Origin of the sequence: Methylobacterium sp. WL6 (assembly GCF_008040095.1) — a bacterium.
Lineage (GTDB): Bacteria > Pseudomonadota > Alphaproteobacteria > Rhizobiales > Beijerinckiaceae > Methylobacterium.
Genome location: NZ_VRVH01000007.1, coordinates 16,882 through 36,159, shown reverse-complemented (window position 1 = coordinate 36,159; position 19,278 = coordinate 16,882). Strand labels below are relative to the sequence as shown.

General features: G+C 70.7%; 18 protein-coding genes and 2 tRNA genes. 8 read left to right on the top strand and 12 right to left on the bottom strand.

What is annotated here, in order from left to right:
- Window positions 1-72: 72 nt before the first annotated feature.
- The 3 genes from FV230_RS02190 to FV230_RS02180 form a co-directional block, all read right to left on the bottom strand.
- Entirely contained in the window at window positions 73-1,530 is a 1,458-nt protein-coding gene (locus FV230_RS02190) for an MmgE/PrpD family protein (protein ID WP_147841062.1), read from the bottom strand.
- Window positions 1,531-1,708: 178 nt separating this feature from the next.
- Window positions 1,709-3,004, bottom strand: a complete 1,296-nt coding sequence (locus FV230_RS02185) for a nicotinate phosphoribosyltransferase (protein WP_147841061.1) — start codon at window positions 3,002-3,004, stop codon at window positions 1,709-1,711.
- Window positions 3,005-3,157: 153 nt separating this feature from the next.
- Complete coding sequence (locus FV230_RS02180) at window positions 3,158-3,661, bottom strand: pyridoxamine 5'-phosphate oxidase family protein (RefSeq protein WP_147841060.1); 504 nt, start codon at window positions 3,659-3,661, stop codon at window positions 3,158-3,160.
- 224 nt (window positions 3,662-3,885) lie between these two features.
- Between FV230_RS02180 and FV230_RS02175 the strand changes: the two genes are divergently transcribed.
- Window positions 3,886-5,025 (top strand): Mrp/NBP35 family ATP-binding protein, encoded by a 1,140-nt coding sequence (locus FV230_RS02175; protein WP_147841059.1) that lies wholly within the window; start codon window positions 3,886-3,888, stop codon window positions 5,023-5,025.
- 8 nt (window positions 5,026-5,033) lie between these two features.
- The gene (mobA, locus tag FV230_RS02170; protein WP_147841058.1) at window positions 5,034-5,660 is read left to right on the top strand and encodes a molybdenum cofactor guanylyltransferase MobA; all 627 of its coding nucleotides are present in this window, start codon (window positions 5,034-5,036) and stop codon (window positions 5,658-5,660) included.
- Window positions 5,661-5,732: 72 nt separating this feature from the next.
- On the opposite strand, the gene FV230_RS02165 is transcribed toward mobA, so the two are convergent.
- From FV230_RS02165 to FV230_RS02155, 3 genes are all read right to left on the bottom strand, one after another.
- A tRNA-Phe gene (locus FV230_RS02165) sits at window positions 5,733-5,808 on the bottom strand.
- A 98-nt stretch (window positions 5,809-5,906) separates the two neighbouring features.
- A complete protein-coding gene (gene yacG / locus FV230_RS02160) occupies window positions 5,907-6,101 on the bottom strand; it encodes a DNA gyrase inhibitor YacG (protein WP_147841057.1) in 195 nt (64 codons plus the stop codon).
- Window positions 6,098-6,751 (bottom strand): Maf-like protein, encoded by a 654-nt coding sequence (locus FV230_RS02155; RefSeq protein WP_147841056.1) that lies wholly within the window; start codon window positions 6,749-6,751, stop codon window positions 6,098-6,100. Before FV230_RS02155 ends, yacG begins: the two co-directional genes overlap by 4 nt.
- 289 nt (window positions 6,752-7,040) lie before the next feature.
- Between FV230_RS02155 and FV230_RS02150 the strand changes: the two genes are divergently transcribed.
- A tRNA-Gly gene (locus tag FV230_RS02150) sits at window positions 7,041-7,114 on the top strand.
- Window positions 7,115-7,254: 140 nt separating this feature from the next.
- On the opposite strand, the gene FV230_RS02145 is transcribed toward FV230_RS02150, so the two are convergent.
- Genes FV230_RS02145 through FV230_RS02135 form a run of 3 tightly spaced genes read right to left on the bottom strand, consistent with a single transcriptional unit; the run spans window position 7,255 to window position 10,089 of the window.
- Window positions 7,255-7,935 (bottom strand): TenA family protein, encoded by a 681-nt coding sequence (locus tag FV230_RS02145; protein ID WP_147841055.1) that lies wholly within the window; start codon window positions 7,933-7,935, stop codon window positions 7,255-7,257.
- Window positions 7,936-7,982: 47 nt separating this feature from the next.
- The gene (locus tag FV230_RS02140; RefSeq protein ID WP_147726003.1) at window positions 7,983-8,657 is read right to left on the bottom strand and encodes a response regulator transcription factor; all 675 of its coding nucleotides are present in this window, start codon (window positions 8,655-8,657) and stop codon (window positions 7,983-7,985) included.
- 46 nt (window positions 8,658-8,703) lie between these two features.
- Complete coding sequence (locus FV230_RS02135) at window positions 8,704-10,089, bottom strand: ATP-binding protein (RefSeq protein WP_246694692.1); 1,386 nt, start codon at window positions 10,087-10,089, stop codon at window positions 8,704-8,706.
- Window positions 10,090-10,290: 201 nt separating this feature from the next.
- Here FV230_RS02135 and FV230_RS30485 point away from each other — a divergent pair, with 201 nt between their 5' ends.
- Both FV230_RS30485 and FV230_RS31175 read left to right on the top strand, forming a co-directional pair.
- Window positions 10,291-11,196 carry a hypothetical protein gene (locus FV230_RS30485; RefSeq protein ID WP_246694690.1) on the top strand — a complete coding sequence of 302 codons (906 nt, stop codon included), beginning with the start codon at window positions 10,291-10,293 and terminating at the stop codon, window positions 11,194-11,196.
- 282 nt (window positions 11,197-11,478) lie between these two features.
- Window positions 11,479-12,480 carry a hypothetical protein gene (locus FV230_RS31175; RefSeq protein ID WP_147841052.1) on the top strand — a complete coding sequence of 334 codons (1,002 nt, stop codon included), beginning with the start codon at window positions 11,479-11,481 and terminating at the stop codon, window positions 12,478-12,480.
- A gap of 48 nt (window positions 12,481-12,528) precedes the next feature.
- Here the strand turns inward: FV230_RS31175 and FV230_RS02120 are convergent, their stop codons facing one another.
- Window positions 12,529-14,265, bottom strand: coding sequence for a DEAD/DEAH box helicase (locus tag FV230_RS02120; RefSeq protein ID WP_147841051.1), 1,737 nt, complete (start codon window positions 14,263-14,265; stop codon window positions 12,529-12,531).
- Between the two features lie 231 nt (window positions 14,266-14,496).
- Here FV230_RS02120 and FV230_RS02115 point away from each other — a divergent pair, with 231 nt between their 5' ends.
- Window positions 14,497-15,603, top strand: coding sequence for a calcium:proton antiporter (locus tag FV230_RS02115; protein ID WP_246694689.1), 1,107 nt, complete (start codon window positions 14,497-14,499; stop codon window positions 15,601-15,603).
- A gap of 240 nt (window positions 15,604-15,843) precedes the next feature.
- Window positions 15,844-16,926 (top strand): phytanoyl-CoA dioxygenase family protein, encoded by a 1,083-nt coding sequence (locus FV230_RS02110; RefSeq protein WP_147841049.1) that lies wholly within the window; start codon window positions 15,844-15,846, stop codon window positions 16,924-16,926.
- Window positions 16,927-16,989: 63 nt separating this feature from the next.
- Here FV230_RS02110 and FV230_RS02105 read toward each other — a convergent pair whose 3' ends face one another.
- Both FV230_RS02105 and FV230_RS02100 read right to left on the bottom strand, forming a co-directional pair.
- Window positions 16,990-17,706 (bottom strand): FAD-binding oxidoreductase, encoded by a 717-nt coding sequence (locus FV230_RS02105; protein WP_147841048.1) that lies wholly within the window; start codon window positions 17,704-17,706, stop codon window positions 16,990-16,992.
- The gene (locus FV230_RS02100; RefSeq protein ID WP_147841047.1) at window positions 17,699-18,304 is read right to left on the bottom strand and encodes a sulfite oxidase-like oxidoreductase; all 606 of its coding nucleotides are present in this window, start codon (window positions 18,302-18,304) and stop codon (window positions 17,699-17,701) included. Before FV230_RS02100 ends, FV230_RS02105 begins: the two co-directional genes overlap by 8 nt.
- 128 nt (window positions 18,305-18,432) lie before the next feature.
- Between FV230_RS02100 and FV230_RS02095 the strand changes: the two genes are divergently transcribed.
- Complete coding sequence (locus FV230_RS02095) at window positions 18,433-19,182, top strand: class I SAM-dependent methyltransferase (RefSeq protein ID WP_147841046.1); 750 nt, start codon at window positions 18,433-18,435, stop codon at window positions 19,180-19,182.
- Window positions 19,183-19,278 lie beyond the last annotated feature (96 nt).

Genomic DNA, 19,278 nt, shown 5'->3' with positions numbered 1-19,278 from the left:
GCGAACGGGGAACGGCACGGCGCCGCGAAACGATCCCTCCCGTTGCGGCGGGTTTTCACGGGCTCGTGATCGTCAGGCTTGCGCAACCCCTGCGCGAATCACGTCGCCGACATCCTTGAGCGTATCGAGCGACCAGCACAGGCTCATCACCCGGCGGGCCTGCGCCGCGGGCAGCACGCCGTCGGCGAGATCGGTGAACTTGCGCTCCAGGGCGGCGTCGCTCATTGGACGCTCGACGCTGCCGATCGCGTGCTCGATGCGGCGGTGCAGCGTGCGCCCGTCGGCGAGCGTGACGGTCATGTCGACCTGTGCCGCCGCGATCCCCGGCGTGACAACCGGCACGACCTTGTCGCGCAACGCGACGACGACGGGATCGCGAACGGCGCGGTCGCTGAACTGCTTCTCGCCGGCCGCGCCTTCGACCAGCGCGACGGCGACCGCGTGGTAGATGCTGAACTTGCCTTCCAATCCCGCCTGCGGGGCGGTCTTGCCGGTAAGCTCGAGCACGAGGGGATGCACCTTCAGGTCGACGCGCGCGATCTGCTCGGGCTTCAGGTGCTCCTCGTCGCGAAGCTGGATCGCGGCGTCGATCGCCGGATGCATGACGATGCCGCAGGCGAACGGCTTGTAGGTGTTGAGCAGGCTCTCGTACCGCGTGCCGAGCCCCTCGGTGATCTCGCGATAATCCTGCTTGGTCGAGACGGTGTTGGCCCAGCCACGCTTGGCCTCGATCATGCCGTCCGACGAGGTGAAGCCCTTGGCCGCGAGGATCGCGGCGAACAGGCCGTTGGCCGCGGCGCGGCCGGGGTTGAAGCTCTTGTTCATCGAGCCGAACGATTCGCGTAAGCCCACCGGCTGCGAGGCGGCCAGCCCCAGGGCGAACACCATCTGCTGCTCGGTGAGGCCCATCAGCTTGCCGGCGGCGGCCGCCGCCCCGAACACGCCGGCGGTGCCGGTGATGTGCCAGCCGACGTCGTAGTGGTTGGGATAGACCGCGTTGCCGATCCGGCACTCGGTCTCGATCCCGAGCACCAGCGCGTCGAGGAAGTCGCGCCCCGAGACCGGGTGCATCTCGGCATAGGCGAGGATCGCCGAGGCGACCGGGCCGGCCGGGTGGATGACGGTCTTCAGGTGGGTGTCGTCGTAATCGAAGATGTGGCTCGACACGCCGTTGAGGAACGCCGCGTTCATGATGTCGAAGCGCTCGGTGCGGCCGAACAGGCCGGCCTGGGGCGGCCCCGAGAACGGCGCGAGCGCGGAGACCGCCACGTCCAGCGTCTCGTGATGCGAGCCGCCGATGGCGACACCGACCCAGTTCAGGAAGGTTCGCGTCGCCTCCCGGCGCACCGCCTCGGGCAGATCCTCGAACCGGGCGTTCACGACCCAGCGCGCCAGCGTGCGGGTGACGTCCTTCGCCTCGGCTGGCTTCGGTGCAGGAGCATCCGCGGCATGTGCCGAACCCCCGAGTGTGGGGCCTGCGAGCGCCAGACCCGCTGCTCCAATCAGCGCGCGTCGATCGATCCGTGACATGGCATCCGCGTCCCTGCTGTTCCGGCTTGGTTCGCGCGCCTCCTGGGGAGGCGACACGCCGGTGTCGGGGCGAGACATAGCGCACGCCGACCGCGAACGGAGACCACGTGATTTCAATCTTGGGTCTGTGACACAGTCTTGATAGAAGCTGCGCCGGGGGCCGGCGCGATCGGCCGGCTCAGACCACCACCGCCATCGCATCCTGCGCGCCGACGCCGAACACCCGCTTGTAGCGCGCAACGGCGTCCGCCGGCCCCTGCGCCTTGGTCGGGTTGTCGGAGATCTTCACCGTCGGGCGCCCGTTGGCATGGGTCACCTTGCAGACGATCGAGATCGGATCGAGCCGGCCCTCCGGCACCAGCCCGCGAAAATCGTTGGTAAGCAGGGTGCCCCAGCCGTAACCGATCCGCAGGCGCCCGTAGAAATGCGCGTGGATCCGCTCGATCGTGTCGATGTCGAGCCCGTCGGAGAAGATCGCGAGCTTTTCGCGCGGGTCGGCGCCGCGGGAGCGCCAGAACGCGATCGCCTCCTCGCCGCCCTCGATCGGGTCCTTCGAATCGATACGGATGCCGGTCCAGTCGCCGAGCCAGTCGGGCGCGCCGGCGAGGAATCCGGTGGTGCCGTAGGTGTCGGGCAGCACGACGAGAAGGTTGCCCTCGTAATCCTCCTGCCAGTCGCGCAGAACGTCGTAGGGCGCGCGGGCGAGCGCCGCATCGTCCTCCGCCAGGGCCGCGTAGACCATCGGCAGCTCGTGCGCGTTGGTGCCGACCGCCTCGACCTCGCGGCGGAGCGCGATCAGGCAGTTCGAGGTCCCGAGGAAGCGCTTGGAGCCCAAGCCCTCGTCCATCGCCTGCACGCACCAGTCCTGCCACAGGAAGCCGTGCCGGCGACGGGTGCCGAAATCGGCGATCGACAGGTCGGGCAGCTTGCGCAGGCGCTCGATCTTCTCCCAGACCCGCGTCATCGCCCGTGCGTACAGCACCTGCAGGTCGAGCTTGCCGAGGTCGCGCAGCACGGCGCGCGAGCGCAGCTCGTTCAGGATGGCGAGCGCCGGCACCTCCCACATCGTGGTCTCGACCCACGGTCCGTGGAAGGTGAGCTCGTACTGCCCGTCCCGCGCCTCGAGCTGGTATTCGGGCAGCCGAAACCCCTCGAACCAGGCGATGAAGTCGGCCGACAGGATGCGGCGGCGCCCGTAGAAGGCGTTGCCGCGCAGCCAGGTCGCCTCGCCACGCGACAGGCGCAGGGAGCGGGCGTGATCGAGCTGCTCGCGCAGCGCGCCGGCGTCGACCTCGTCGGCGATGCGGATGCGGGTCGTGCGGTTGTTGATGCCGAAGGTCACCGCCACGTCGCGGTGTCGGCGCAGGATCGTCTGCGCCATCAGCAGCTTGTAGAAGTCGGTGTCGAGCAGCGACCGCACGATCGGGTCGATGCCGAAATTGTGGTCGTGCACCCGCCGCGCGAGATCGAGCATGTCTTTGGAACCTCGGGGCGGGCGTCACGGAGCCCCGAGGGCGCATAACCGGCAGCCCTGTGTCAACGGAGGCGGCGGCGCGGGCACGAAAAAGGCGGCGCGCCGCACCGGGCACGCCGCCTGTCGTCGCGAAGGCGGCTCAGGCCGCCGCGATCAGGCGAGGTCGACCTTCTTGGTCTCGGTCTTCGGGCTCTCGCCGGTGAGCGAGGCCTTCACGTAGCCGAACAGGTGCAGCATCTTGCTGTTCGGGCTGTCCCAGTACTCGCCCTGCTCGGGGTGGATGCGGAGCAGCGCCACCTCGGGGTCGTCCTTGCCGTTCGGGAACCAGGTCTTGAGGCTCTCGGTCCACTTGGCGTCGATGATCGCCTGGTCGCTGACGATCTCCGCCTTGCCGGCGATGGAGACGTAGGTCTGGCTCGACGGGTCGGAGTACGACAGGTTGATCTGGTTGTCCCGGCCGATCTCGGCGGTCTTGGGCGAGTGCAGCTTGGTGAAGAACCACAGGTCGCCGTTCTCGTCGATGTCGTTGTTCCACATCGGACGGCTGTTGAGCGTGCCGTCGGCGTCGGCGGTGGTCATCATCGCCACTTTGACGTCCTTGACCAGCTCGAACAGCTTCTTCGCGCCCTCGTGGTCGCGGTGATTGCCCTGATGCATCGCGTAGGTCTCTCCAGATGGTGACGGCGCACCGGCTCTCCCTGCCGCCCGCGCCGGCGGTCGTGTCACAACGGATGACGCATCGGTTGGTTCGATCGCCTGCGCACAGGCGCCGCATGGTGGTAGGCCCGCTTCGGCTGGCGTTTCCGGCACGGCTGTTTACATGGGCCGGAACCATCCCTTTCGAGATCCAGAGACGCCGGACGCGGCGAAGGAGGCCGACCGTGGCGATCACCCGAGACGACGTGCTGCGCGCACTGCAAAGCGTGACCATCGATACCGCCGGCACCACCCTGCCGGCGTCCGGCCGCCTGTCGCAGGTGGTCGTCGACCCGACCAACCGCGTGATGTTCTCGATCCTGATCGACGCCAGCGAGGCGGCGCGCTTCGAGCCGATCCGCCGGTCGGCCGAGGGCAAGGTGCTGTCGATGCCCGGCGTCTCGGGCGTGTTCGCGAGCCTCACCTCCGAGCGCGGCCCCACCATGCCGGAGCAGAGCAAGGCCGCCCCGGTTCCGGTGAATGCCGCGCCGCCGCGTCCCGGCGCGCCTCCCGGCCAGGGGCCGGCCCTGCCGGGAGTCCGCCACATCGTGGCGGTGGCCTCGGGCAAGGGCGGCGTCGGCAAGTCGACCACCGCCTGCAACCTCGCCCTCGCCCTGAAGGCGCAGGGCCTGAAGGTCGGCCTGCTCGATGCCGACATCTACGGTCCCTCGGTGCCGAAGCTGTTCGGCCTCTCCGGCAAGCCGAAGGTGGTCGACAACCGCAGCATGGACCCGATGGAGGGCTACGGCCTCAAGGTGATGTCGATCGGCTTCCTGATCGAGCCCGAGACGGCGATGATCTGGCGCGGCCCGATGGTGCAGTCGGCGCTGACGCAGATGCTGCGCGACGTGCTCTGGGGCGAGCTCGACGTGCTGATCGTCGACATGCCGCCGGGCACCGGCGACGCGCAGCTCACCATGGCTCAGGCGACACCGCTCTCCGGCGCCGTGATCGTCTCGACGCCGCAAGACCTCGCGCTGATCGACGCGCGGCGCGGCGTGACGATGTTCAAGAAGGTCGCGGTGCCGATCCTCGGCGTGATCGAGAACATGGCGACCTTCATCTGCCCGAACTGCAACCACGAATCGCACATCTTCGGCCATGGCGGCGCGCGGATCGAGGCGCAGCGCCTCGGCGTGCCGTTCCTCGGCGAGGTGCCGCTGAACATGACGATCCGGGAATCGTCCGATGCCGGCCAGCCGGTCGTCGCCGTCGCCCCCGACGGGCCGCAGGCCCAGGTCTACCGCGAGATCGCGCGCAAGCTCTGGGACAACCTGACCGCGGCACCGGCCGGCCGGGCGGCGCCCAAGATCGTCTTCGAATAGGCACGACGATGGCGCCGGTCCTGGGCCTGATCCTGGCCGGCGGTCTCGCCCGCCGCATGGGCGGCGGCGACAAGGTGCTGCGCACCCTCGGCGGCCGGACGCTGCTGGAGCGGGTGACCCGGCGCTTGGCGCCGCAATGCCCGGCCGGGCTGATGCTCAGCGCCAACGGCGACCCGACGCGGTTCTCCGGCTTTCCGGGGCCGGTCCTGCCCGACGGCGTCGCCGGCCATCCCGGCCCACTCGCCGGCATCCTGGCCGGGCTGGACCATGCGGCCGCGTTCCACGCCGACGTGGACGCCGTCGTCAGCGTCTCCTGCGACGCGCCGTTCCTGCCGCTCGACCTCGTCGCCCGCCTCGCCGCAGCCCGAGAGCCGGCTGCGATCCCGGTCGCCGCCTCGGGCGATCGCGAGCACTACACCGTGGCGCTCTGGCCGATCCATCTGCGGGCAGAGTTGCGTGCCGCGCTCGTCGAGCGCGGCGACCGCCGCGTCGGCGGCTTCATCGGCCGTCACGGCGCCGCGGTGGTGCGCTGGCCGATCGAGCCGATCGACCCGTTCCTCAACGTCAACACGCCGGAGGATCTTGAAACGGCGGAGAGGCTGGCCGAGATCGTCGAGGGATCGAGCGCCACCTGAGAGGGCGTCCGCGCAGGCACGAACGAGTCCAACAGCCGCGGCTGCGAATACAGTTCAGACGCTGGGGAGGGATGGTGCCCAGGGACGGAGTCGAACCGCCGACACTGCGATTTTCAGTCGCATGCTCTACCAACTGAGCTACCTGGGCCTTCGCCGATCCGCGTGGCGGCTCGACAGGGCGGGGGTATAGTCAGTGCCTCCGGGCCTGTCCAGCCTGATCCGGCACATCGGCCGGATGATTTTCCGCTATTCGTGGTCGGGTTTCCGGGCGGCCGGCAACGCGTCCTCGTCCTCGTCATCGGCGGCCGGGATCACGTAGCGGTCGCTGAGCCAGCGGCCGAGGTCGATGTCCGAGCAGCGCTCCGAGCAGAACGGCTTCAGCTTCGGATCGGCCGGCTTGCCGCAGATCGGGCAGGGGGGCAGCTTCGCGACCGTCGTCATGCCATCGCGCCCCAGCCGGCCCGCACCGGGAACCCCTCGCCGTCGAGGAGCGCCATCGTCTCGTAGAGCGGCAGGCCGACGACGGCCGAGTGCGAGCCGACGAGCTTGACGACGAAGGCGCCGGCCAGCCCCTGGATCGCGTAGCCGCCGGCCTTGCCGCGCCATTCGCCCGAGGCGAGGTAGCTGCTCATCTCGCGCTGGGACAGGCGCTTGAACCGCACCCGGCTCTCGACGATGCGCTCGCGCCGCGCGCCCTTGGGCGAGAGCAGGCAGATCGCCGTGAACACGCGGTGCTGCCGCCCGGAAAGCAGGCGCAGGCAGTCGGCGGCCTCGTCGGGCACCTCGGCCTTGGGCAGCACGCGGCGGCCGACCGCGACCACGGTGTCGGCCGCCAGCACCCAGCTCTTCCCGCCGTGCTCGTGGAGGTGGAGCGCCCCTTGCGCCGCGGAGAGCTTCAGCCGCGCGAGCCGCCGGGCGAGCTCGCGTGGCGATTCGGACTTCAGCGGCGTCTCGTCAACGTCGGCGGGAAGCAGGGCGTCCGGCTCGATGCCGATCTGCTGCAGGAGCGCGAGCCGGCGCGGCGAGGCCGAAGCGAGGATCAGCCGCGCGGGATTGTTCGCGGGCGCGGCCAGGGGGGAAGGGGCGTCCATGGATCTCGGATCGGTCCTCGGCCGGCGCCGCCCGCCGGAGGCGGACGCCGCACGCATCGTGGGTGCAGGTCCGACGGGTGATAGTGGAACGGCGTCGCCATGGGAACGGATACGGCGGCGATGGCCTGCGCGCGGCGATCGTGTGGCCCCTACCGGAGCATCGCGTACCGGGCTGCCGCGCGAAGAAGATGTCTCGCAGAGACCGTCCACGACCGTAGGACCATCGACCCCGTGGACAACGTCGGCGGCTCTGCTATGGTCCAGCTGCGCTGCCGAAACGCGGCCCGGCGCGGGCGTAGTTCAGTGGTAGAACGTCAGCTTCCCAAGCTGAATATACGGGTTCGATTCCCGTCGCCCGCTCCAATCCGATCGTTCCGCCCTTTCCGAATCGGTGGTGTGTCCCCCTCTCCCCTCGAGGAGGCGCGACGCACGCAGGTCCGGTCGAAACGGTCCTTACCGATGCCGGTGCTTAGAGCGCTGGATCGGCCGCACGAGACCCGCCGTCACACCGGCCAGGCGGCTTCGCGGTAGGCGCTGTCCCAGAACATCCATTCGAGCCTAGTCGCGTGGGTGAAGGCCTTGTGCATCCGCTCGCGCAGGGTGGGCGACGCCCCGCGGGCGGCTTCGTCCGTCGCCGCGATCATCCGGGCCACGGCGTCCTGGAAGTCCGTTCCGGAATAGGTGTCGATCCAGGCGCGATAGGGATTGCCGGCGCTCTCGCGCGCCAGGATGTCCCGCCCGACCTCGGCGTAGATCCAGAAGCACGGCAGCAGCGCCCCGAGCAGCACCTCGAACGGCTCGGCGTAGGCCGTCGCCATGAGATACGCTACGTAGTGATCGCAGGCCGGCGTCAGCGGCGTCGCCGCGAAGGCCTCCGCGCCGATGCCGTAGTCGCGGAAGAAGCCGCCGTGGAGCGCGCGCTCGACGACGATCGCCTCTTCCGCCGCCTTGGCGAACAGGACGATGCCGTCGGGCTCCGGCGCCTTGGCGGCGGCGAGACTCAGGGCGCGGCCGAAGCCGATGAGGTAATGGGCGTCCTGGACGATGTAATGCGTGAAGCGCGACCGGTCGAGCGTGCCGGCCGCCAGCTCGGCGTTGAACGGCATCGTGCGGATGGTCTCGTAGAGCGCGGCGTTGCGCGCCCACGCGGCTTGCGAGAACGTGCCGGTTTTCGCATCGCCCATGGTTCGGCCTCTCGTCGTGTCGCGCGGCGCGGTCGCCGCCGGATCGGTCAACCCTGACGCTGGGCTTCGGTGACGGCGACGTGGATCAGCTCGGCCAGCGTCCGCACGCCGAGCTTCTGGCGCATCTGCGAGCAGGCGTTGGTCACGGTCTTGTAGCTCACCGACAGGTCGGTCGCGATCGCGCCGTAGGACTTGCCCTGCGCGAGGCGCGCGAGGATCTGCTGCTCGCGCGGCGTCAGCTGGGATTCGGGGGTGCGGCGGGCGTCGGTGCGCAGCATCGCGACCTCGGTGGCGAGGCGCCGGTCGAGGTAGACCTGCCCCGCCCGGACCTTCTCGAAGGCCTCGAACAGCTCGGCCGAGGCGTGGTCCTTGAGCACGTAGCCGAGCGCGCCGGCCTCGAGCGCGCGTGCCACGATCACCGGATCGTTGTGCATGCTGAACACGAGGATGCGGGTCTTGGGCTCGACCGCGCACATGCGGCGGATCAGGCCGAGGCCGGCCAGGCCGCTGCCCTGGAACGTCAGGTCGCAGATCACGATCGGCGGGCGCAGGCGGTGGAACGCCCGGTAGCCGTCGACCACGGTGGTCGCCTCGGCCACCGTCTCGATGCCGGCATCCTCCAGCACCCGGCGGCAGCCCTGGAGCACGATCGGATGATCGTCGATCACGAGGACCGGCATCCGGGTCTCGACGGCAACGGGCTTCATGGCAAAGGCGTTCATCGAGCCGGGAACTTCATCGGGGGATCGCTCGGGATAGCGAGGCCGCTCAGGCGGATCGCACCGGGTCGGCATCGTCGCCCCTTTGCGCATCCACGGGAATGATAATGCGGACAACGGCGCCCGGGGGGTGCTTGTCAAGAACAAACGTTCCGTCGAGCGCTTCGACGCGCTCGCGCATGCCCGAGAGCCCGAGGCCGGTGCCGTGATCGGGCGCGAACCCGGTGCCGTCGTCGGCGATCGACACGACCAGCGAGCCGTTCCCCTCGCGCGCCTCGGCGGTGACCGTCGCGGCGTGGCCGTGACGCACGGCGTTGGTCATGCTCTCCTGGATGCAACGGAACACGGTGAGGTCGGCGAGATCGCCGTAGCCGCGGGCGAGCCCTTGGAACCGCCCGGTGAATCGGGTCTCGGGGTGCCGGCGGGCGAAATCGCGCAACAGCAGGTCGAGGCAGTCGGCGAGCGGAACCTGGCCGAGCGCGTGCGGACGCAGACGGTTGAGCAGGTCGCGGTTGCGGCTCTGCACCTGACCGACGATCGCCGCGATCTCGGAGGCGCGCGCCAGGAGCTTGTCCCGGTCGGGCTCGGCCGTGCCGGTCGCGAGCCGCTTCACGGAAGCCGCGTTGGCTTCCAGGGCGAACAGGCAGGGGCCGAACTCGTCGTGCAGTTCCAGTGCCGTGCTGCGGCGCTCGTCGTCCTGCGCGGTCAGCAGTTGCCGCTTCAGGCGGCCGTTGGCGGCCCGGACGGCACTCAGCGCTTCCGCGACCTGGTTGAAGCGCGTGGCGATCACCGCGAACTCGTGGGTCGCCGGGTTTTCGAGCCGCGCGGTGTAGTCGTGTCGCTCGAGCTGGGTCAGGCCGTCGGCGAGGCGGCCCAGCGGCGCCAGCACGCGCCCGAGCGCAAGGTAGAGGGCTGCCAGCATCGCCGCGTTGATGCAGAACGTCGTCAGCGACAGGGCGCGCGCATAGACCCAGATCTCGTCGATCTCGTCCATCGGCTGCGTGGTGATCCGCGCGGTGCCGATCGTGCGGCCGGCGGTGACGATCGGCAGCTCGTGCTGCTCGATCTTCGGCATGATCAGGTCTGCGAACCAGGCCGGCGCCGTCTTCTCCTGACGCGGCTGGCCGATCGGCGCGCCCACCGTCGCGCCGGCGGCGTCGCGCACCGTGACGCGGACGTGGCGCAGGATCTGGAAGCGCAGGTCGAGGGTCTGGAGCAGGCGTTCGGGCGGAGCCGCGTCGAGGAGGCGGATCGTGTCGGCAACGAGCGATTCCACGGTGGAGAGCGATGCCCGCGTCTCGACCTTCACCGCCGTGCGCGCGTTGATCACGATGACGCCGCAGGAGACCAGGGCCGCGACGACGTCGATGGCGAGGACGACGGCGATCAGCCGCGCGCGGGTCGACCAGCCGCTCCAGAACCCGGCCGCCGGGATCGCCTGCGGTGGAACAGGGGAGGCGGTGCCGGGCGCGTCGTCCGGCGGTGTCGAGAGGGAGATCGGTCTGGTGCTCACGCCGCGCAGGGTGGCGGCGACGCGCGGCGAAGTCCATGCCGCGCAGGCGCGCTCGGCATGCGGTCCACATCGCAGCCTTCGTTTGCAGACGGCGCTTGAGCCTCCGCGACGACCGGCGTAGCCGTGCCCACCATGGCCCTCGACGCGACCGATCGCGACATCCTCTGCGCCGCGCTCGCCGATCCCGCGAGCGCGTGGAACCTCGGCGCGTTCGGGGCGGCCGCCGAGTTCCGCCGGCGGCCGGACGAACCGTTCCGGATCCTCGGGGAGGGCCGGATTGGCCTGCGGACCGCCACGGGCGGCATCGCGCTGACGCTGACGGATGCGGTGCGACCGATCGCCTACGAAATGCCGGTGGGCGACGGATGGAGCCACGCGGTCGCGCTGTGCCTGCCGGCTGCGGATTTCGGCGCCGTCGCCTGCTCGCGGTTCACCGAGCTCGGCCCCGATCGCGAAGCGCTCGATCCGGCTCGGCGGGCGGCCGTGAGCTTCGATCTCGGTCTCGGCTCGGCGCAGGTCTCCGTCCGGGTCAGGACCGATCGGCCGGGACCGCTCGCGCGGCTCCGCGCGCATCTCGGCGCCGCACCGCCGGATTTCGATGGCGCGATCCGGACGGAGGCGTTGGGCGGCGGGGCAGACTTGGTCGTCGTGGGACCGCTCGGGCGGATCGAGGTGTCGTCCGGCGCCGGCGATCCGTTCGGGCCGCGGGCCTACGTCGTGCCGAAGATCCTGCGCCGCCGCCGCACCCACGTGGCCACGGCGCCGATCCCGGCCGGCCTGGTGCCGGTGGCCCATCTCTACCCGCCCCATCCCTGTCGCGATTCCGCTTTGCGGCCGATCCCCTTCGAGCGTGCGCGGCACGACGCGTTCCAGGTTCTGCTCGCGCGCTGGGGCGATCGGGACGGCTTGACGCTGAAGGCGGCCGTCGCGGCCGGCGCATCGTCGCCCGTTCGGCCGGCGAGCCGATGGACCCGCGCGGTCGAGCGCGTGGCACGGGCGCAGGCCGTGCACCTCGCAGGTTGGCCCTGAGGCTCAACCGGGGCAGGACGCCCGCCGATACGAGTTCTTAAGCACACACCGTCTACGCAAGACCTCGGCGCGACGACGACTTCTCCACAGAAGATGCGACAGGTCGAAGCCCGGGGCTCGGCGCCGCGAAGCGGGGCGACATCGTTGCGCCGTATTGCCGGTTCTTGATCCACACTCGAGTTCCGCGTGCGGAACATCTTCGGAGGCGATGCGGCCGTGATGGGGAGATCGGTGCATCCGCCTCGCGTGCCCGATGCAACCTCCTGCCATGATCGCCCCCCGATGAATGATCTCGCCCTCGACCCGTCCGAGACCCGGCAATCGCCGAAGACGGTGCCGCGTCCGGCCGCACGACGCCCCTGGGCCCGCATCGCGCTGTTCGGCGTGATCGGGGTGGCCGGGACCGGGGCCTTCGCCGCCGCGGCCAGCACCTACCTCTCAGGCCTCGCCGGACCGCAGCGCGCCAAGCCGATCGTGACAAGCCGGCAGGCCGCCGACTGGCCCGATCTGAAGGACGGGCTGCCGGCGCTGGCGACGGGCAGCCCCTCGTCGATCCCGAAGATCCGCGAGATCCTGCCGCCCGAGCCGGCTGAGCCCCCGGTCGTCGAAGCGCGGATCGATCCGATGCTGCGCGCGGGCTCCGTCGCCACCGACGCCGTACCGACACCGGCGACGCCCGCCATCACCCCGAACCCGCCCGTCGCCGCGAGCAAGCTCGCGACGCCGGCACCCGCGCCGAAACCGGTCCCGGCGCTCGTCGAGGTGCCGGTGATCGGCCCGGCCCGTCAGGCGACCCTGGTCGCGCCGGCTCGCACCGTGCCCGGCATCGCGCCGCTGGCGGCCGAGACCGTGCGCGCCAAGACCGAGACCGCGACCTACGCGGCCCTGCCGCCGGAGCCCCCGAAGGCGGTCGCGACCCGTCCGGCATCGGCGGTGGACGAAACGGCCAAGATCGAAGCGGCCAAGATCGAAGCGGCCAAACCTGAGCTGGCGAAGCGCGAGGCCGCGAAGCCCGAGCCTTCCAAGGCGAAGCCGCGGATCGAGGCGCACGCAAAGCCTCCCGCCGCCACGGCGGCACCAGCGGCGAGCAAGGCGGTCGCGGAAAAGCCGGCCGCCCGCAAGCCCGCGGCGGTCGAAGCCAAGGCGGTGCCTGCGGAAGCGCAGGACGAGGACACCGAGGTGTTCGGCATCAAGGTGCCGTCCCTGGCGCCGGCCGGGCGCAAGCTGCGCGAGAGCGTCGAGGCGCTCGGCGATGCGGTGAAGGGCATTCCCGACCGGTTCTGACCGGTCGGGTCGCTGCGAGGCAACGTCGGCCGCGGGCCGACGCCGCGCTCAGGCGCGCGGCTTGCGGGCGTAAGGCTTCGCCGCCTCTGGCTTGCCGATGTGGCGCTCGTGCTTGGCCGCGCGCGGGCTCTTGAAGCCGGCCGGCCCCTTGCGCTCGGCGACCGGGGCATCGCCGACCAAGGCCTCGACCTGAATCTCCGGCGAGCCGTTGCGGGCGAAGGCCTGCGCGAAGCGCGAGGCGGCGTTGCCGCGTACCTCGAACTTGGTCTCGCGGTCGAAGATGCGGATCGCGCCGATCTCCTGGCGGTCGATCCCGCCGCGGCGGGTCAGCATCGGCAGCAGGCGCCGCGGGTCGGCGTTGTCGCGCCGGCCGAGGTTGAGCCGGAACCACACCGCCGGGCCCATCGCCGCGATGCGCTCGGGGTCCATCGGATCGTAGGGCGGCCGGCTCGCGGAGCCGCGGCCGGACTGGTCGCCCGGATCGGTGACCTCTTCCGGCGCCGGCAGGCGGGTGCGGTAGACGCGGGCGAGGGCGGCGGCGAGCTCGAGCGGGGTGCGGCCGGTGACCAGCGTCTCGGCGAGGGCGAGATCCTCCTCGCCGGGCGCCTCGGTGAACAGCGGGTCTTCCAGCATGCGTTCGCCGTCGAGGCGCCGGATCTCGTCGGCCGACGGGGGACCGCCCCATTCGGGGCTGATCTTGGCGAGCTGGAACATCTGCTCGGCCCGGCGGCGGCGGGCGTTCGGCACCAGCAGGATGCTGGTGCCCTTCTTGCCGGCGCGGCCCGTGCGGCCGCTGCGGTGCTGCAGCACCTCGGCGTCGTGCGGCAGGTCGGCGTGGATGACGAGCGACAGGCCCGGCAGGTCGATGCCGCGGGCGGCGACGTCGGTCGCGACGCAGACCTTCGCGCGGCCGTCGCGCAGCGCCTGGAGCGCGGCATTGCGCTCGCCCTGGCCGAGTTCCCCCGACAGGGCCACGGTGGAGAAGCCGCGCTCGGTCAGGCTCGCCTGGAGGTGACGCACCGCGTTGCGGGTGTTGCAGAACACGATCGCCGTCGGCGCGTCGGCGGCGCGCAGCAGGTTGAGCACGACGTGCTCGATCTCGCGCGGCACCACGCGAATCGCCCGGTAGGCGATGTCGGCGTGACCGCGGGTCTCGCTCTTCACCGCGAGGCGCAGCGCGTCGCGCTGGTAGCGGGCGGCGAGGCTGTCGATCGCCTTCGGCAGCGTCGCCGAGAACAGGAAGGTGCTGCGCTCGTTCGGCGTCGCCGAGAGGATGAACTCGATGTCCTCGCGGAAGCCGAGGTCGAGCATCTCGTCGGCCTCGTCGAGCACGACGGCCCTCATCTGGTCGGTAACGAGGGTGCGGCGCTCGAGGTGGTCGCGCAGGCGCCCGGGCGTGCCGACGACGATGTGCGTGCCCTCGTTGAGCGCGCGCGCCTCGCGGCGCGGGTCCATGCCGCCGACGCAGGCCGTGACGCGGCCGCCGGCCGGGCCGTAGAGCCACATCAGCTCGCGCTGAACCTGCAGCGCCAGCTCGCGCGTCGGCGCGATGACCAGCGCCAGCGGGGCACCGGCCGGCGCCAGCATCTCGGCACCGTCGAGCAGCAGGCCGGCCATGGCGAGGCCGTAGGCCACGGTCTTGCCAGAACCGGTCTGCGCCGAGACCAAAAGGTCTCTGCCGTCGGCGGCCGCTTCGAGGACGGCGCTCTGCACCGGTGTGGGTTCGGCGTAGTCATGGTCGGCGAGCGCCCGCGCGAACGGGGCGGGAAGGGTCGGAAACGGCACGGTGCGGGGCTTTCACGACCGTCCGTCCCGTCGGAACCGGCGCAGGGCGCGGTTCTCTATCAGGCTCACCGGTCTCGACTCGGGTTGCGAAGCCCTATCCTCTAGCGGCTTCGCGGCGGTTCCGCCACGTCCCGGCCCGCATGGGGCGGTTGCGTGTGCGCAAGCCTTCCCGATCGCCTAAAGGTCTTTCGGGTGCGTGGGGCATCCGGGCGGGTCGGACGGCGGATGGGCATGGCGCGGTTGGCGGTGGCGTGGGCGACGGTCGGCGCCTTCGCATGGTTCGGCAAGGACTGGCTCGGCGACCTCGACCGGCCGCTCTGGGCCCTGGCCCTGTTCGCCTGGCTGCTCGTCGCGATCTTCTGGTGCGCCTTCGGCGTGGTGCACGAGGCGGAGGAGCTTGCCGACCTGCTCGGCGAGCCGCTCGGCACCCTGGTGCTCACGCTCTCCATCGTCGTGATCGAGGTGGCCCTGGTCTCCGCGGTGATGCTCGGTGCCAAGGATGCGCCGACGCTCGGGCGCGACACGATGTTCGCGGTGCTGATGATCGTGCTGAACGGCGTCGTCGGGCTCGGCCTGCTGGTCGGCGGGCTCAGGCATCACCAGCAAAGCTACAACCTGCAAGGGGCGTCGGCCTTCCTGTCGGTGATCATCCCGCTCTCGACCCTCGCGCTGATCATCCCGAACTTCACCACCTCCACCCGCGACGGGACCCTGACGACGCTTCAGGCGGTGACCTTCTCGGGCTTCACCCTCGCACTCTACGGGGTGTTCCTGCTGATCCAGACCGGGCGGCACAGCGATTTCTTCCAGGAGGAGGGCCACGCGGCGCGGGGCCGAGCCGCCAGAGCGGAACGCGAGGGGCCCGAGGGCGAAACGGCATCCGCCGGGAGCATCGTCCGGCACACGATCCTGCTGATCGCCAACATCCTGCCGATCGTGCTCCTGTCGAAGAGCCTCGCGACCATCCTCGACCACGGCATCGCCGCCCTCGGCGCCCCGTCCGCCCTCTCGGGCGTGCTGATCGCGGCGATCGTGTTCACGCCCGAGGCGATCTCGGCATTGAAGGCGATCGCCCGCAACGAGTTGCAGCGCGCGATCAATCTCTGCCTCGGCGCCGCGACCTCGACCATCGGCCTGACCGTGCCGGCCGTGCTCGCGGTCGGCCTGATCACCGGGCAGACCGTGGTCCTCGGGCTCAAGCCGACCGAGATGACCCTGCTCGCCGTGACCCTGATCCTGAGCACGCTGACCTTCTCGGGCCTGCGCACCACGGTGCTCGAGGGCGCGGTGCACCTGATCGTGTTCTTCGTTTATCTCGTCCTGATCTTCAGTCCCTGAACCTCCCGCCCCGACCATGTCGTCGCGCGGGGCGATGGAATCGTGCCGACGGATCGCAGCCGGGGCGTCCGGCGTCCCGGCTTCGTCGATCGACCGATGAAGGCAGGATTGCCGTTCCTCCAAGCCGCTTTCCCCGGGCGACAATGGACGATATCCGTCGGCCGACGGCCTCAGCATGGCCCGAATCGGATGTCGGATTGCACGTCGGGGCGAGTGGTTTTTTAACGGCGGAGCGGAGCGATGGCGCGTGCGGGCGTAGCGGACACGGTGAAGACCTGGGCGAACGCGGCCCGAGGCCTCGCGCTCGGACGGGAAAAAACCGCGCTCCTTCCCGTCTCGCGGCCGGGAGCGCCCAACGTCGTCGATGCCGACATCCCGGTCGACATCGGCTGCATCAAGGTGTTCCGTTCGGAGAACTTTCCCGAATCCGGGCCGACCCCGTGGCTCGACCAGCCCGATGCCGCCGAGACGATCGAGCGGCGGCTGGCGCGCGGGGAGCTGACCCCGAAGCAGGCCGAGATGTGCCGTTTCTGGGTCGAGAACGGGTATTACGTCGCCCGCGGCGCGGTCGATCCCGACACGATCGACGCGGCCTGGGCCGCCTACGAGGACGCGATCGCGCGAGGCGACATCACGCTCGCGCCGGAGAAGGCGACCGACGACGACCCCCATCCCGGCCGCTACCTCAACCCGCACTTGAAGGTCGAGGAACTCGATCACCTGCTCGAGCATCCGGTGCTGTTCAACTTCAGCAGCATGGTGCTCGGACGGCGGGCGATCCCGTTCCAGACCATCGCCTCGCACAAGGGCAGCCAGCAATCCGAGCACTCGGATTCGATCCACATGACGACCTACCCGCTCGGCTACCTCGCCGCCTGCTGGGTCGCGATGGAGGACATCCACGCGGATTCGGGTCCGCTGGTCTATTATCCCGGCAGCCACCGCCTGCCTTACGTGTTCAGCCACGATGTCGGCATCTCGACGGAGGATTTCCGCGAGAAGGGCTACGCGGCCTACGCCGAGCGCTACCAGCCGGCGATCAAGCACACGATCGCCGAGCACGGTATCGCGCCGCAGCGCTTCCTCGCGAAGAAGGGCGACGTGCTGTTCTGGCACGCCAACCTTCTGCACGGCGGCTCGCCGCGCAACGACGTGAGCCGGTCGCGCAAGGCGCTGGTGCACCACTACTTCGCCGAGGGCTGCGTGTGCTACCACGACCTCTCGGCGACGACCTCGGCGGTGCACGGCCCGGTGGAGAGCCTGCCGACCTGCGGCGCATCGAGCCCCGACATCAAGCGGCGCAGCCAGATCGTCCGCTCCTGAATCCCGGAGCATCGCGAGGTCGCATCCGTCTCGCGCGCACCGGCCGCCACTGCGCAAAAGACCCTAGCCGCCGAACCGCTCCGTGCGGATCAGGCCCGGCGCAACGCCCGCCTCGACAAGCAGCGTCGCGGCCGTGCGGACGAACGGCGTGGCGCCGCAGACGAAGACCCGGGCCGGCTGGCCGAGCCTGTCGAGGGCTTCGGCGACCCTCGCCGCGTCGATCCGGCGTCCGCCTTCACGCGTCGCGGTGAATGTCAGCGACAGGCCCGGCTCGGCGCCGGCACGCGCCTCGATCTCGGCGAGCGCGACGGCGTCGCTCCGCGTCCGGGCCGAATAGAGCAGCAGCGCCGGGATCTCGGGCGCGGCGACCGCGCGGTGGCGCAGCATGGCGAGCAGCGGCACCACGCCGGAGCCGCCGCCGACGAGCAGCAGCGGCCCGCCATCGGCCGGCCCCCAGGAAAACGAGCCGCCGATCGGCCCGCGCAGCTCGATCGCGTCGCCGACCTCGGCGATCTCGTGGAAGAAGCTCGAGACCTCGCCGCCCTCCAGCCCCTCGATCATCAGCTCGATCGTCCCCGAGCCGTCCGGCGCCGAGGCGATCGAGTAGCTGCGCTGCGCCCGGTAGCCATCCTCGGCGGTGAGGCGCACGTCGACGTGCTGGCCCGGCCGGTAGGCGTCGGCGATCTTGGTGCGCAGGCGAAAGCTCTTCACTCGCGCGGTGACCGGCGCGATCGCCGTGATCACGCCCTCGCGCCAGCGGAGATCGGCGGCCTCAGTCACCGGTGTAGCGCTGCTCGCGCCACGGGTCGCCGTACATGTGGTAGCCGCGCATCTCCCAGAAACCGGCCTCGTCCTTCTTGGTGAAGCGCAGGCCCTTCACCCACTTCGCGCTCTTCCACAGGTAGAGGTGCGGCACGAGCAGGCGGGCCGGGCCGCCATGGTCCGGCTCGATCGGCGCCCCCTCGTAATGCGTCGCGATCATCGCGCGCCCGCCGACGAGGTCGGCGACGGGGACGTTGGTCGAATAGTCGTCGTAGCCCTCGGCGAGCAGGAAATCGGTCGGGGCCGCGATGCCGGCATCGGCGAGGAGGTCGTCGAAACTCACGCCCTCCCAGCCGGTGTCGAACTTCGACCACTTGGTGACGCAGTGGATGTCGCCCTGCCACGTGGTGCGGGGCAACGCCTGGAACGCGTCCCAGTCCCAGGATTTCAGCGGCTTCGCGCCGTCCCGCAGCGTGAAGCGCCAGGTGGCGAGATCGATCACCGGGTTCGGCCCGATCTGGAGGATCGGGAAATCCTCGACGCGATGCTGCCCGGGAGGCAGCCGCTTCTGCGTCTCTTCCGGACTGCGCCGGCCGACGAAGCCTCGTGTCGCCATTCGTATCGCTCCGATGCTGCTTGCGCCGGTTGCAGCCGGAATGGCCGGCGCCGTCAAGCACCGGCTTCAGCGAACGCAACGGCGGCGCTACGCTCGCCCCGCGGCACGCAATCGACAGGGCGACGACGATGGACCCGGCCTTCAAGGATCATTTCTCGTCCCATGCGGCCGGCTACGCCGCGCACAGGCCGACCTATCCGCCGGCGCTCGCCGCGTTCCTCGCCGAATGCGCGCCCGGTCGAGACCGCGCGCTCGATTGCGCCTGCGGCACCGGCCAACTCTCGACGCCGCTCGCCGAGCATTTCGACGCCGTCGTCGCCACCGATGCCAGCGCCGCGCAGATCGCGAACGCGACGCCGCATCCCCGCGTCGCGTACCGGATCGGGGCGGCCGAGCGGAGCGGCCTGCCGGCGGCGAGCGTCGATCTGATCACCGTGGCGCAGGCCGCCCATTGGCTCGACCTCGACGCCTTCTACGCGGAGGTCCGCCGCGTCGCCTGCCCGGGCGCCGTGCTGGCGCTCGTCAGCTACGGCATCCTCCACGTCGAGGACGCACCCGACGCGGTGGTGCAACATTTCTACCGCAACGTCGCCGGACCGTACTGGCCGCCGGAGCGCAGGCATGTCGAGGCGGGATACCGCTCGCTGCCGTTCCCCTTCGCGGAGTTCGTCGCGCCGGACCTCGCGATCACCGTCGCGTGGCGTCTTTCCGACCTTGTGGGCTACGTCGAGACATGGTCGGCGCTGCGGGGGCTCGAGACGGCGGTCGGCCGGGCGCCGGTCGACGCGTTCCAGGATGCGCTCGCCGCGTCGTGGGGGCCGGCCGAGCACCGCCGCACCGTACGCTGGCCGCTGGCGTTGCGTCTCGCGCGGCTGTGAGCGGCAGCGTCGATCGGACGTCGAAGATTTGCCTCAAAGCACGCTGATCTGTGTTGCGATCCGCGGCCCAACACGAACGTGATCGTGCGATGGGCT

Bases quoted from the DNA above. Each gene is read 5' to 3' on its own strand.
- FV230_RS02140 (WP_147726003.1), bottom strand. From the start codon at position 8,657: ATGAACGCCTTTGCCATGAAGCCCGTTGCCGTCGAGACCCGGATGCCG.
- FV230_RS02115 (WP_246694689.1), top strand. From the start codon at position 14,497: ATGGCGCGGTTGGCGGTGGCGTGGGCGACGGTCGGCGCCTTCGCATGG.
- FV230_RS02145 (WP_147841055.1), bottom strand. From the start codon at position 7,935: ATGGGCGATGCGAAAACCGGCACGTTCTCGCAAGCCGCGTGGGCGCGC.
- FV230_RS02180 (WP_147841060.1), bottom strand. From the start codon at position 3,661: ATGCATCAGGGCAATCACCGCGACCACGAGGGCGCGAAGAAGCTGTTC.
- FV230_RS31175 (WP_147841052.1), top strand. From the start codon at position 11,479: ATGAATGATCTCGCCCTCGACCCGTCCGAGACCCGGCAATCGCCGAAG.
- FV230_RS02155 (WP_147841056.1), bottom strand. From the start codon at position 6,751: ATGGACGCCCCTTCCCCCCTGGCCGCGCCCGCGAACAATCCCGCGCGG.
- FV230_RS02190 (WP_147841062.1), bottom strand. From the start codon at position 1,530: ATGTCACGGATCGATCGACGCGCGCTGATTGGAGCAGCGGGTCTGGCG.
- FV230_RS02100 (WP_147841047.1), bottom strand. From the start codon at position 18,304: ATGGCGACACGAGGCTTCGTCGGCCGGCGCAGTCCGGAAGAGACGCAG.
- FV230_RS02185 (WP_147841061.1), bottom strand. From the start codon at position 3,004: ATGCTCGATCTCGCGCGGCGGGTGCACGACCACAATTTCGGCATCGAC.
- mobA (WP_147841058.1), top strand. From the start codon at position 5,034: ATGGCGCCGGTCCTGGGCCTGATCCTGGCCGGCGGTCTCGCCCGCCGC.
- yacG (WP_147841057.1), bottom strand. From the start codon at position 6,101: ATGACGACGGTCGCGAAGCTGCCCCCCTGCCCGATCTGCGGCAAGCCG.
- FV230_RS02095 (WP_147841046.1), top strand. From the start codon at position 18,433: ATGGACCCGGCCTTCAAGGATCATTTCTCGTCCCATGCGGCCGGCTAC.
- FV230_RS02110 (WP_147841049.1), top strand. From the start codon at position 15,844: ATGGCGCGTGCGGGCGTAGCGGACACGGTGAAGACCTGGGCGAACGCG.